The 13,618-nt window shown below is 65.6% G+C and carries 10 protein-coding genes; 4 read left to right on the plus strand and 6 right to left on the minus strand.

The features are described from left to right. Position 1 precedes the first annotated feature (1 nt). The 4 genes from K1X74_22770 to mdh all read right to left on the minus strand — a co-directional run bounded on the left by K1X74_22770 (position 2) and on the right by mdh (position 4,328). The gene (locus K1X74_22770) at positions 2–1,168 is read right to left on the minus strand and encodes a hypothetical protein (GenBank protein ID MBX7169176.1); all 1,167 of its coding nucleotides are present in this window, start codon (positions 1,166–1,168) and stop codon (positions 2–4) included. A gap of 274 nt (positions 1,169–1,442) precedes the next feature. Beyond that, the gene (locus tag K1X74_22775; protein ID MBX7169177.1) at positions 1,443–2,228 is read right to left on the minus strand and encodes an alpha/beta hydrolase fold domain-containing protein; all 786 of its coding nucleotides are present in this window, start codon (positions 2,226–2,228) and stop codon (positions 1,443–1,445) included. Between the two features lie 60 nt (positions 2,229–2,288). Beyond that, entirely contained in the window at positions 2,289–3,149 is an 861-nt protein-coding gene (locus K1X74_22780) for an N-acetylmuramoyl-L-alanine amidase (protein ID MBX7169178.1), read from the minus strand. A gap of 237 nt (positions 3,150–3,386) precedes the next feature. Next, a complete protein-coding gene (mdh, locus tag K1X74_22785) occupies positions 3,387–4,328 on the minus strand; it encodes a malate dehydrogenase (protein MBX7169179.1) in 942 nt (313 codons plus the stop codon). Positions 4,329–4,704: 376 nt separating this feature from the next. Here mdh and K1X74_22790 point away from each other — a divergent pair, with 376 nt between their 5' ends. The 4 genes from K1X74_22790 (at position 4,705) to K1X74_22805 (ending at position 11,966) form a co-directional block, all read left to right on the plus strand. Then, a complete protein-coding gene (locus K1X74_22790) occupies positions 4,705–5,238 on the plus strand; it encodes an RNA polymerase sigma factor (GenBank protein MBX7169180.1) in 534 nt (177 codons plus the stop codon). Beyond that, entirely contained in the window at positions 5,235–7,538 is a 2,304-nt protein-coding gene (locus K1X74_22795; GenBank protein MBX7169181.1) for a von Willebrand factor type A domain-containing protein, read from the plus strand. Before K1X74_22790 ends, K1X74_22795 begins: the two co-directional genes overlap by 4 nt. A gap of 230 nt (positions 7,539–7,768) precedes the next feature. Then, positions 7,769–10,885 (plus strand): hypothetical protein, encoded by a 3,117-nt coding sequence (locus K1X74_22800; protein MBX7169182.1) that lies wholly within the window; start codon positions 7,769–7,771, stop codon positions 10,883–10,885. Between the two features lie 37 nt (positions 10,886–10,922). Then, positions 10,923–11,966: a tetratricopeptide repeat protein gene (locus K1X74_22805; GenBank protein ID MBX7169183.1), complete on the plus strand. Its 1,044-nt coding sequence runs from the start codon at positions 10,923–10,925 to the stop codon at positions 11,964–11,966. 44 nt (positions 11,967–12,010) lie between these two features. Here K1X74_22805 and K1X74_22810 read toward each other — a convergent pair whose 3' ends face one another. Then, positions 12,011–12,892, minus strand: coding sequence for a PEP-CTERM sorting domain-containing protein (locus tag K1X74_22810; protein ID MBX7169184.1), 882 nt, complete (start codon positions 12,890–12,892; stop codon positions 12,011–12,013). A gap of 278 nt (positions 12,893–13,170) precedes the next feature. Then, positions 13,171–13,618, minus strand: a 448-nt coding sequence (locus K1X74_22815) for an IS5 family transposase (protein ID MBX7169185.1), incomplete at its 5' end; no start/stop codon positions are given.

Raw genomic sequence — 13,618 nt, forward strand, 5'->3', positions numbered from 1 at the left:
ATTATTGCGCCGGATCGCCCGCGGCGCGCACTGCCCGGACCAGCGCGGCCAAGGCCTCGGGGTACAGGCCCTCGGCCAGGCGCAGTTCGGCCTCGCGGGCGTTGGCCGCCAGGCCCTCCGGAGTGCGCGGGTGCAGTTTGCGCGTGCGGACAAACTGCTCGCGCGCGGCGCGCGGTTCGCCTGCTTCGTAGAGCGCAAGGCCGACGAGAAACTCGGCGCGGCGAGAATCGTCTGACGACAGCGTTGCCTGGCTCAAGGCTTCGCGATACAGGCGAATCGCCTCTTGGTATTTCGCCAATGCTTCGGCCGGCAAGGGTTCGCCGGTTTCCTCCGCCGGCCGCAATCGGCGCGCCTCGTTCAACCGCACCTCGCCGAGGATCGTGATCGCTTCGGGGTAGACCTGCGAGGTCGCAGGAACCTGGGCGACAATCTCCACGATTTCGTCGAGTCTTCTCTGCGGCAACAGAATCCTGGCTCGCTGCAGCAAGGCGCGCTGCCGTGCGGCAGGGATCAGGCCCCCGATGGCCAGCAGCTCTTGGTTAAAGCGTTGTGCCTCGGCCAGGTCCGGCGGATCGTCGGCCAGGTTCGCCTCGACCAACAAGCGCAGCACCGGGGCGCGGTACTGCGGGGCGCGTGCCAAAGCCGACTCGAGCACCAATTTCGCCTCGGCCAGTTGGTGCGAGAAATAGAGGCTGCGGCCGAGGAGATACAGGCACTGGGCCTCGCGTCCCTTGGGACAACCGGCGCGCGAGGCTTCGTGCAGGTGCCGCGCCGCCACGGTGTAAAACTCGGTTTGTTCGGGGTCCCACGATTCGTCCGCCTCGGCGCTGGCGACCGCGCCGAGCACGAAGGCCGGTCCGCCGCGCTCGCGCGAGAGCTTGACCCCCGGCGTGAGCAATGCCTCAGCGAGCGCCTTGGCGCGGAAGTAGTCATGTTCGTCGAGGGCTGCCAGCGACGCGGCGAGCGTGCGCTCAACGTCGATCTTGCCGCGCCCGTAGAAGAATACGAGCCAGATCAGCCCGCCTGCCGCCAACACATTGGCCGCGACCAGCAGGAGCCTGACGGCGCGCGCACGGTTGCCGGCCAGCCACGCGAACGGCCGCTTCCACAGCGGAGCTTTCGCGGCTGCAGCGCCATCCTTGGCGTTGTCTGCCGACTGTTTGGCCATGCGAATTGAAGGGTTGTCCCTGGTGTGGCGGCTCGCGCAGGCACTGCGCAGCACCTCGTCGCCAGGGAGCTCGCACCGGGTCGCACGCCAGCGCTTTGAGAACCTGCGCAGCCGCGCGACCACCGACAAGGGTTGGGAAAAGGCGGGGAGTATCTACCCCAACTTGCCGCGTAAAGTCAACCTGCGTTTCACGTCGTCTATCGATCGGACGGGCGCAGGTAGCATTGGCGGCAAGCGCGCATGTCGCCGCTAGCGAAGCGGAAATCGGGACACGCTAACGCGCCGCGCGATTGGCCGTGCGGGCCGGCGCAGTTGCGCGAGCGCCGGTGATCAGATCCATGATCCAGCGATCCATGTCGGCCAGCACCTGGCGGCTCATAGGTTGGTCGGCCAGGCCGTCGCGCAGCATGACCGCGGCATGTGCGGCCGGATACTGCCGCAGCGTCACTTCGAACCCGCCAGCATGTAGCAGGCGCAGGTTATCGCAGACTTGTCGTGTGTAGTCCGCGTCGCCATCGGCGCCGCAGGCAAACCACAGCGGAATCCGCCGCGCGTGCAGCAGCCGCGCCAGCGGAGCGCCCTCGCTCGGCAGTCCGCCGCCGGCACTCAAAGCGCCGGCAAAGCGCTCCGGCGCGTGCAGCGCCAGGCGCAGGGCCATCGTGCCGCCGGCCCCTGTCCCGGCCAGAAACACGCGGTGCGCGGCGATATGGAATCGGGCCTCGGCCTGCTCGATGGCGGCGAACACGCGCTGCTCGACGGCGGGCAGGTGCCGCTCGGCGACCGGCCAACGGTAGCGGCGCTGGTTGCCGCGCGGCGTCGAGACACCGATCGTCGCCCGGGGCGCGACGCCCACATAATTGCGCATGCTGATGTGCGGCATCACCGCTCTCAGGCGTTGTTCGTCTTGATCGTCGTCGTGCAGCCAGACCACCAGCGGATAGGCATAGTTGCGTTCGTAGTGCAGCGGCGCAAACAAGCCGCAAGGAGCCAGCGGGGCAACGGCGTGGCGATCGATGGTTGGCGTACAAGTCGGCAACGCGGCGCTGGTTAAGCGATTCATGGTCCGAGGCCCTGAAGAGTCGATTTGCTGTGGAAAAGACCGGCGCTGACGAACACGTCGTCAGCGGACGCTCGCAGCCGGCAACTGGGCCGGCAGATCCATTTGCGGGACCGCACTTGCAGCGGTCGGCTCGAAGGGAAGCTGACCCAACACGCCGTCGAGCTCGAACAACCGCCCGGGACAGGCAGTCTCTTTCAGCTCGCGGTGACGCAGAATCTCACTGCGTTTGATCTGAAACCGGTCCGCCAGGGCCGTTACCAAAGCGGTCGTGGCGGCAAGTTGACGCTCCGTAGGCGGCACTCGATCGAAGTCGCCCACGAGACAGATGCCGATTCCTTGCTCGTTGTGCTCGCGATCGCCCGCGTGAGCGCCGTGCAACTGTTCGCGCCAGCGAAACGTGGGTTCGACGAGGCCGTCGGCCATGCCTTGGCCGTTGCCGACGACGAAATGATAGCCGATCCCCAGCCAGGGTTGGCCAGCGCGATCGGTCCGCTGGCGGTGGGCCGCGTCGATCGATTCGACGTCGCCGTGTTCGCTCGCCGAATGATGCAGCACGAGGTATCGCCACGGACGCGGCGCGGTGCTCGGCTCCCAAGCCGCAGGCAACACGCGGTCCGCCGCAGGCAATCTATGGTCTGCCGCCGGGGCACCCACGGCAGGCGAGCGCCGCGCCACCGACACAGGCCGCAACGCGGGAGGCACGTCCGCCCGCGTCAGCGCGCCGGCCGACATTGACTGCAGCGGCTCGGTGTTTGCTCCCGGCGGCGGGGCGACGCGCGCGGGTCCGGCGAGTTGGGTAGGCATCAACAATTCCGGTAGCCAGGTCGGACCATACATCAGCCGCTCACCCAGACTGGGTCGAGCGCCGCTTGCCACGAGTTCGGCACGATGCTGACAGCCACCGGCGAACTCGAGGAGCATGATTGCAATTCCGACAAGAACCAGACGCGGCGTGGAGGGCACGATGCAAGTCACGAGAAGGTTCCTGCATCCGTCACCACAAACCTCTGCCCGAGGATGCCACGAATCGGACTGTACTGAAACGCCGCCGAGGGTGTCAACCAGACGTCGATCCTCAAGCGATCAGGCGCACGACGACACTGGCAGCCAGCACTGCTGTCATTGCTGGCTGATGCACCTGCGCACACCGATCCGTCCTCAGGTCAGCGACGCCATCGCCGTGACGAGTTCCTTTACCGCGTCGACGCTCTTCTTGAAGTCGGCGGCTTCTTGTGCGGTCAACTCCAACTCGACGATCTTCTCGACGCCGGCCGCGCCGAGAATCACCGGCACGCCGACGTAGTAGCCGCCGACGCCGTATTCCCGATCGCAATAGGCGGCGCACGGAATCAGCCGCTTCTTGTCGCGCACGATCGCCTCGACCATTTGGGCCGTGGCGGCGGCCGGCGCGTAGTACGCGCTGCCGGTCTTCAGCAACGCGACAATCTCGCCGCCGCCCTTGCGGGCGCGGTCGACGATTTCATCCAACCGCTTGGGGTTCATCAGCCGCGTCACCGGGATGCCGCCGACCGACGTGCAGCTCGGCATCGGCACCATCGTGTCGCCGTGGCCGCCCATCAGCATCGCCGAGATGTCCTCGACGCTGACGCCCAATTCCATGGAGATGAACGTGCGATACCGGGCCGTGTCGAGCACCCCCGCCTGGCCGAGCACGCGGTGGCTGGGAAAGCCGCTGACCTGCAGAGCCCGCTGCACCATCGCGTCGAGCGGATTGCTGACGACGATGATGATCGAGTTCGGGCTGGTGTTTTTCACCTGCTCGGCCACCGAGCCGACGATCTTCGCATTGGTCGATAGCAGGTCGTCGCGGCTCATCCCCGGCTTGCGGGCAATGCCGGCGGTGATCACGACCACGTCGCTGCCGGCCGTGTCGGCATAGTCGTTCGTGCCGGTGACAGTGGAGTCGAAGCCCATGATCGGCGAAGACTGCATCAGGTCGAGCGCCTTGCCGCGCGGCATGTTTTCGACGGCCGGGACGTCGAGCAGCACGATATCGCCCAGTTCGGCCGCCGCGCACCAATGAGCAGTGGTAGCCCCCACGTTGCCGGCGCCGATGATGCTGATCTTTGCACGCTTCATGGTTCTCGATCTCCGTCCGTCTGAAGTAGTTCCGTTCGCGATTGGGCACCGGCGGGTCGCGGCGCCCGGACCCACCCGCGCAGCGCGGCGGAAGGTCGATCCGGCTGAGTATCCGAGCCCCCTGCGGCAAGTCAAGTAGCCAGCAAGTCGCAGCGACACGCTGCCCGCAGGAGCTGCGTAGCCAATGCCGCAGCCGCCGCATCGGTAGGCGATTTGTTCGCATTCCTGGCGGTTGCGGCGTATGGTGAACGCTGCGACCAGAGGGCCAGGGCATCCGGGCGAGATGGGGAAATAATCCGCCGCGCCGATTGCGAATGGTTGGTCGGCCGCGGGCACCTCGCCCGGGCTCCATTTCCTCCAGCCCCGAGCAGCTCGCTTGTCCCTTGCAGCCGCCGATTTCCAGCGACTGGTCGACGAGCATGGTGCGGTGCTCTACCGGCTCGCGTATCGCCTGATCGGCGATAGTGGCGAGGCCGAAGATGTCGTTCAAGAGACTTTTCGCTCGGTGTGGAAGAGTCGCCGGCGCTTCGATCCGGCGCGCGGCGAACGCGCCTGGCTGACGGCCATTCTCCGCCGCCGTGCCGCCGATCGCTGGCGCCGCCAGCCGCCCTGCCATGTGCATGTCGACGACAGCCTGCTCGAGGTCGGCTTCGAATTGCCCGACCCCGCCGAGTCGGGCTACAGCGACGAAATGCAGTGGGCGCTTGACCAATTGGCCCCCGAGCTACGCGAGACCCTGCTCCTCGTGGTGGTCGGCGAATTGACCCATCAAGAGGCCGGAAGGGTCTTGCAGGTGCCCTTGGGCACCGTGCTATCGCGCGTGGCCCGGGCACGCGCGCGACTGCGTCAGCTTTTATCGGTGCAGGCTCGTTGCCAGGAGCGTCGCGACACCCAGCGCATGCAGCCATGAGCGCCCCGCGTCAGCCTACGGACGACTTCCTCGATGCCCGGCTTCGTGAGGTGCCGGTGCCCGCGGATTTGCTGCGCTCGCTGAAGCGGATGGCGGGACCGGTCGTGCCTGCTTCTGAGCCGGTGTTGCCCCTTTACGAGACCGAACCGCAGGCCGACGCCGATTCGGCCGCCGATGCCGAGTTGGACCGCTGCTTGGTCGAGGTGGCAGTCCCTCTGACGTTGCTGGCGCGGCTCCGCGAGATTTGCGTGAGCCCGGCACGTGCGACCCAGCCGGGCCAGGCGGCGGTTTCCCGTCCGCTCGATCGCCAGTTGCGCACGGTCGAGGTGCCCTTTGGACTGACGCGCCGACTGCGCGAAATCGCTCGCGGCACCGAGCCCATCTGGGCTGCGGCGGCAATGATCCTCGTGGCCGCGCTGTTGGCTGGCGTGGGCCTCTGGCAGCAACGTCCCGGCGAGCCCGGGGCGGACGCCTTGCGGACGTCCGTGGTGACGACGAGCGCGACGCCGGCCGATCCGAGTCTTGATGCCTTGGCGAGCGGAGCCGGCGCCGGTGAGGCAGCCGTAGAATGGCTCGATCCCGCGCGCCACGCGACGGTTCAGACCGAGGCGGTAAACGAGGCCGAGCTGCACACGGCTGCCGAGCGCGTCGAATCGTGGCTGGTCGATGCGGCCGTTCCGGACGCCGGGGCGGCTCCGCTGGCCTCAAGCTTGGAGCCGCGCGCTGCCGACGCCCGGTCGCTGTTGCTCGATGCGCAGTCGGCACGGCTGCGCGTCTATGCCACGGACCGGACCTTTGACGATCAGCCCGAGCTGTTCAAGATGCCGGTCTTGCGTCCGCGCGGTCTCGATCCGCCGACCGAGCCCGGCTTTGACTTGTTGTTCTTGCGGCGCTATGGGGTGCATCCCTTCGTGCCGGCAGCGGCGATTCGCGGCCTGCAAGTTCCGCTCGACGCGCGCCCAGAAAGCTTCGAACTGGCCCGGCGCTGCCTGGCCGAGAACGAATGGCCCCCGTCCGAGGCGGTGCGCACCGAAGAGTTTCTGGCGGCGCTCGATTATGACTGGCCGGCGCCCACCGGCCGTCAACTCGGGCTGCGCGTGGCGGCGGGCCCATCGCCCTTGGCCGCGGCCCGGAACGAAGCCGGACTGGCGCTCGTGCAATTTGGTGTCCAAGTCGGCGACCCACCGGCAAGCAAACGACAGCCGTTCGACCTGATCGTGGTGGTTGATCTTTCGGCCAGCATGCGATGGGGCGGCCGGCTGGCGATGGTCCGCGATGCGTTGCATGCCGAGTTTGCCCGGCTGGCCAAGGATTATGCGGCGCCGCAGGACCGTTGGACGATCGTCGCTTTCAGCGAGCAGCCTTCGATCGTCGTCGACGGTTTGCCGGGGAACGATCGAGTCGCCCTCGACGCGGCCGTCGAGCGCCTCGTGCCGCAGAGCGGCACGAATATCGGGGCCGGACTGGAATTGGCGCACCTGGTTGCCGACGAGTTGCCGGCCGACGCGCGGCGCCGGCGGCGGATCGTCTTGTTGTCCGACGGTCTGGCGCGGCTCGACGAGCCCTCCATGGCGCGACTGGCCGAACGATTTTCTGCGCCCGGCAAGGCCAACGTCGGACTGACGGTGATCTCGCTGGCGCCCGAGCAGCGAGCCGATGCCCCTTGGAACGCATTGGCGGTCGAGACGGGCAGCGAATTCATGCATTGCGCCAGCGCGGCCGAGATCGGTGCGACGCTGCGCGAAGCAGCGACGGGGCAATCGACGCTCGCCGCGCGGGACGCGCGGTTGCAAGTCGAATTTGATCCGGAACTGGTCGAAAGCTATCGCCTGCTGGGGCACGAGTCGCATCCGGTGGCGGGCATGGTTTCGTCGCAGGGCGAATCCGACTTGCGTCTCGGCCAAACATGCGTGGCGCTGTTTGAGGTGAAATTGCGCGACGAGCCCGCCCCCAAGACCGGCCCGAGGGTTGTTCGGCCCGACGGCGTGGTCGCGACGGCCACGGTCGAATGGCGCGAGCCGCGCAGCGGAGTCGCCATGCGTTTGCGCCAGACGGTGCTCCGCCGGCAATTCGCCCAGAGCTTTGGCGAGGCCTCCCCTGCCCTGCAACAAGCCGCGCTGGCCGCCGGCGCTGCCGAAGTGTTGCGAGGTTCGTACTTTGCCCGTGGGGTCCGCATGGCCGAACTGGTCAAGCTCGCCGGTCAACTTCCCGAGGCCGTGTCGATCCAGCCGGACGTGACTCTGCTCGCGACCCTGCTCGGCGAAGCAGCCCAGTTGGAAGATCGCCGCGGCGCTCGTTGAATGGCGCGCAGGCGTAATTCGTGCAAGTTGCCCGTTCTGCGGCCACAACACGAAACTCTTCAAGCATTTGCGTTACGCGCTTGCCGGCTATAATAGGAAGCGACGTACTGCAGTCGCCGAGCTGACCCGGAACCAGCTCCCTGCGGCGTGTCTGGCTCGAATCGCTGCATTCGCGGCGCATCCCTGCTCGCCCGCTTCGACGGCCATTCGGACAAGAGAAGGAAGAACGCATGCGGCGAGACGTCGGCCGTCACCCGACCGCCGGAGTGTCGAGCGTCCCTGCCTTGCGGCGACGAATTGCCGTCGGGGTGTTGGTCGCCTGCGGCTTGGCGCTGGTGTCGCCGGCCACGGCGGCCGAGCCCTTTCGCGCGTTTCTTGACGAGCTGCAGCGGCGCGGCATGTACGACGTGGCGCTCGACTATCTGCACAGCGCCCGGACTAATCCGCTGATTTCCGACGAGTTGAAGCAGACGATCACCTACGAGGAAGGGGTGACGCTGATCGAGGGGGCCAGCCAAGAACGCGACATCCCCAAGCGGATGAAGAGCCTCGAACTGGCCAAGGAAAAGCTGAACCAGTTCGTCCAGGAGCAGCCCGGCCATCCGCTGGCAGGTAGCGCGCGGATTCAACTCGGCAACATCCTCGTCAGCCGGGCTCAGGCCGACTTGGAACTGTCGCGGGTCCCGTCGCAGGCCGCCAAGAAAGACAGCCTCGTGCAAGAGGCCCGCAAGCTGTTCGCCGAGGCCGAAAAGGTCTCGGGCGAGGCGGTCGACCTGTTCGAGTCGCAGCTCAAGGGCTTTCCGAAGTTCATCGATCCCAAAGAGCGCAAGCAAATCGAGGCCAAGGATCAGGCACGGCTCGATTTGATCCAGGCCATGCTGCTCAGCGCGCTGGCCACTTTCGAGCATGGGCATGCCTACGATGCGGCGGCCGCCGAGTACAAGTCGTTAATCGACAAAGCGGCCACCAAGTTCGAAAACATCTACGACCGCTACAAGAAGCTGCTGGCCGGGTTGTATGCGCGGATGTACCAAGCGCGCTGCCTGCAGGACCTGGGCGATCCGAAGAAGGCCCTGACGCTCTACGGCGAGTTGCTGATTCAGCCCGACGATCCGCAGGAATTTCGCGAGTTGAAGACCAAGTCGCTCGGCCTGGCGATGGAGTGCTGGAACAGCGACGCGGTCAAGCAATACGAAGAATCGGTCACCAAGGGCCAGGCCTGGCTGCAAAGCGCCCGCGGCAACGAAGACCGGACGCCCGACGGGCTCAAGGTCCGCTGGCGGCTATCTCAGGCCCTGGTGTTGCGCGCGGCAGGGCAAAAAGACGGCACGCAGCGCGATCACGACCTCCGCGCGGCGCTCGAACAGGCCGCGGCCGTGGCCAAGTCCAGCGGCGAATTCCAGCAGTCCGCGCGTGAATTCGTCGCCAAGGCGCGCAACACGACCAGCGAGGCGGCACCAACCAGCTTTGCCGAGGCCGTGGAAAAGGGGCGCATCGCCTTGGACACGTTGCAGGTCGCGCTCGGCCAGTTGAAAGCTGCGCCGGCCGAGCAGGCCGCCGAATTGAACAAGCAGGCCGACTCGGCCCGCGCCGACGCGGCACGGCTGTTCCAGTTGGCCCTGTCGCTGCGCACGGCCGACACGCCGATCGAAGACGTCAACCAGGTGCGCTATTACCAGTGCTTCGTCAACTACCAGGCCGGGCGCTATTACGATGCGGCCGTGTTGGGCGAGTTCCTCGCGCGACGCTACTCGAACAGCTCCTACGCTCGCAAGGCTGCGCAGATCGCGCTGGCGTCGTATCTGGCGGCGTTCAATGCCGAGCAGGTCGCGGATCGACAATTCGAGCAAGCGCAGATGGTGTCGATTGCACAGTTTCTCGGCGCCACCTGGCCGAACGAGAGCGAAGCCGACGAGGCCTGGATGATCCTGGCCGATTTGGCGATTCGCGCCGGCGATTTGGACACCGCGGTCAAGCATCTGGAAAACATTTCCGCCGAGTCCCCCCGCCGCGCCGAGGCCGATCTGAAGCTGGGGCAGTCGCTGTGGAATTCCTACCTGAAGAAATCGCGGCTGCCGGCCGAAGAGCAGCCCCAGGCCGATGAGCAACAAGCCATGGTTGCCCGCGCGCAGGCCACGCTCGAGGCCGGCGTGAAACGGATGCGCGAAGCGGCGGCCGGCAGTGCTTCGTTCACGCTGCTTTCCGCCGAATTGTCGCTCGCGCAAATCTATGTCGGCTCGGGCCAGGTCGAACAAGCGCTGCGGCTGCTGGAAATGCCCAACGCGGGCATCCTGGCCCTGATCGCTGCCAAGGACCCCAGCACCTCGCGCGGCAACTTTGCCGTCGAAGCCTACAAGGTCGCGCTGCGGGCATATGTCTCGGCCCAGCAGCTCGACAAGGCCGAGCAGATGATGAACGCGTTGGAATCCGCCACCGGCACCAGCGACAGCGCGATGCTGACGAAGATCTACCTGGGCCTCGGCATGGAGCTCGAGGACCAGGTGGCCCGGCTCCGCGCCGAAAAGAATACGGCCGAATTGGCCAAGGTGCTCAAGGGCTTCGAGCTGTTCCTCGATCGCATCGCCGCCCGCAAGGAAGGCAATACGTTCAACTCGTTGATGTGGGTCGCCGACACGTTTGCACGGCTGGGCGAGGGCCTGGTGGTCGACAACCAGGTGTCGCCCGAGGCCCAGGCCTATTTTGGCAAGGCAACGCAGACCTACGAGCAGATCCTGGCACGATTGACGCAGGACCCAGGGTTTGGTCCTACGCCCGAGTCGGCCAACAGCGTCAATGTGCGCATGGCCAAGTGCGAACGCCGCCTGGGCCGGCACGAAGCGGCCGTCAAGCGCCTGGTCGAAGTGCTGATGAAAAAGCCCTCTGCGCTCGAGGCCCAGATCGAGGCGGCCTATACCTACGAGGACTGGGGACGCCTCGATACGAAGTATTTCCTCGCGGCGATCGGCGGCGCGCAGCGCGTGCGCCGCGGCGCGGAACAGATGAACCTCGTCTGGGGCTGGAGCAAGCTCGCGCAGACGGTGCAAAAACACGCGCAATACAAGGACATCTATTACGAGGCCCGGTTCAACGTGGCCGACTGCTATTACCGGTTGGGCATGGTCAGCCAGGGCCAGCCGCGCACCGATGCGCTGGCCAAGGCCGAAAGCGCGATCAACGTCATGGCCCGGCTCGAAAAGAGCGATTTCGGCGGTCCTGACTGGTTTGCGCGTTTCGATCGCCTGTTGCGCCAGGTCCAACGCGCCAACGGCGGCAAAGGCGAAGGCCTGAAGGCGCTGATCGACTCGCTCAGCTCGCCCGTGGCCAAGAACGAACCACCGGCGCCGTAAACAAGGCGTCGCTTCTCCAGTGCGAAAGGTCCGACTCGTGACGTCCTCGCTGAAATCGCTAGCCGTGCTCGGAGCGTTTGCCAGCCTGGTGAACGCTGCCTCGGCGCTGGACCAGGTGCGGACCACCAAGGCGACGGTCAATGGCACCGTCCAGGAGATCACCGCGCAGGAGATCAAGGTCAAGAAGGCCGGGTCCAGCGGCGACGTCGTCGCCGTGCCGGTCAACGAGGTGATCAGCATCAAGTTTGACGGCGAGGATCCCCAGGTGAACCTGGCCCGCAGTGCCGTGCTCGACGGGCGGTACGAAGATGGCCTGCGGTTGTTCGGCGAGCTGGAAAAGAAACTGGGCGATGCGCGCCCCGAACTGCAGCAGGATCTGAAGTTCTACCAGGCCTGGGCCGCGGCAAAGCTGGCCCTGGCCGGCAGCGGCGATGTCGGCAAGGCCGGCGCGCAGATGCGCGAGTTCGTCGACGGCAATGCTTCCAGCTACCACTATTTCCCGGCCGCCGAGGTGTTGGGCGATTTGTTTGCCGCGGTCGGGGCTTACGACAAGGCCCTGGCGATCTACGACAAGGTCGCCGCGGCGCCCTGGCCCGAGTATCAGATGCGCGCCGCCGTGGCCCGTGGGCGTGCGCTGGTGTTGCAAGGCAAGCCGGACGAAGCGCTGGCCTCGTTCAACAAGGCGCTCGACGTCGAAGCGCCGGCCGACAATCCTCAAGTCGCCGCGCAGCGTCTCGCGGCTACCCTCGGACAGGCCACTTGTCTGGCCGCCACGGGCAAGACCGACGACGCGATCAAGCAGGTCGAGGGTGTGATCCTCGCGGCCAACCCCGAGGACGGCCAATTGCATGCCCAGGCCTACAACACGCTGGGCAATTGTCTCCGCAAGGCCAGCCGGCCGAAAGACGCGCTGCTCGCGTTCTTGCACGTCGACCTGCTCTATTCGGCCTTCCCACAGGCGCATGCCGAGGCGCTGGCGAATCTCGCCGAGCTGTGGACCGAATTGAAGCAGGCGCAGCGCGCCCAAGAGGCCGCGGCGCTGCTGCAAGAGCGCTACAAGAACAGCACTTGGGCCAAATAGGTTTCGCTTTTCCGCCCGCCGCGCCGGCCCCTAAGATGTGCCCGTCAGGCGGTGGTTTGTCGTTGCCGCCTGGCTTCGTCCACGATCGCGCCTATCAGCGCACGGCGACCGCGCCACGCTCGGCGGCGTCGAGCGATGGCCAAAACAGCAAGACCGCCCGTCGTCAGCAGGAACCAGGACTCGGGTTCCGGTACGGCTACGGTAGTCATCTTCATCGCAAAGCTGCCATTTTGCGCCGGATATTGCAGGTTGCCTGGAGGATTCTGCGTGGGAGTCTTCGAAACGGATGCTCCCGGCAATCCCGCGATGTCTGTACCAATGATGTAAATGTACGGCGCGCCACTTGAATCAACGACACTTAACTCGATCATGTAAATGCGTGAAGGCTCCAGCAGAATATTCTGACTCCTCAAGTCAAACTCCGCGATCCACTTCTGGCGTCCGCTCGCCGACAGTCCGGCAGGAGTCGGGATCCCACCGATCGGCGTGGTGAGTAGATTAACGTTACCCACGGCGACTGGAGCGAATGCTTGCGTCTGCCAATAGTAGTTCGCGATTGCCGGATAACCCGACACGGGCGGCGACGATGCAGGGACGCTCCAGATCTGAAATCGCCAAAGGCCGTTTAAGAGCGCCCATTGTGCGTTCGTGGGAGGGACCAACCCGGGCGTCGGCGTGCCCCCCAGGATCAGCGCACTGAAGTGGTCGATGTACTCCGCGTGCAATGGTTGATATTGACTGGCCACCTTCTTGTAGTCGTTACCGCCCGCTGTGCTTGCAGAAAGCCAGGTCGAGACGAGGTGCGAGTTGTCAGCCGGCGTGATGTAGTCGAAGGCGATCTGGCTCGCTCGGGCTGTCGTGGCATTGGCAGCCGCAAGAACGATCGCGACCCGTGCGAACGTGCGATAGACGCTTGGTTTGACCACTGGCAGGCCCCTGCATGGAGAACGTGAAGGACCTTCCGTTTTCAAACCGGAAGGCTGATATAGCGTGCAACTCCCTCTAAGCGTCTGGAAGGCAAACGCAAATCGTCGTTATGGTAAACTCGCCCCCCCCCCCCCGTGTCAAGCGCCTAATGCCCCCATATGGGCATAATTCTCGAAGGAACCGGCCGTTCGGCTTGGCATTTGGTAGGCCAGCCATATGCGACCTACGGCGATTCCAATCGGAAATCGTTGCGAAAAGACGTAGGGCGACTAAGAGCCTATCCCAAAACTCCTGCGGCGCGGAAGCTGATCCAGGCGCAGGCAAAGTGGAGGAGTGCGAGGTAGTTGTCGGCTTTCTTTTCCCAGCGGATCAACAGGCGGCGAAAGCGGTTCATCCAGGAATGGGTGCGCTCGACCACCCAACGTCGGGCGCGATAACCAGGCACGTTGCGACAGTCCGCGGCCTCGTCGCCGCGCGACTTGATGTGCAGCGTGTAGCCCCAGCCTTCGACCAGTTCCCGCACGCTCGGATAATCGTAGCCCTTGTCGGCGCAGAAATGTTGAGAGTTCCGGCGAGTCGGGGGCGGGCGGTCGATCGGCATGCTCTCGAGCGTCGCTTCGACCAGTCGCATGTCATGCGTATTGGCGCCTTCGACGGCGATCCCCAGCGGAACGCCGGCGCCATCGGTAAGCAGGGAGCGCTTCGTGCCGCTCTTGGCGCGATCG

Source organism: Pirellulales bacterium (assembly GCA_019694435.1).
GTDB lineage: Bacteria > Planctomycetota > Planctomycetia > Pirellulales > JAEUIK01 > JAIBBZ01.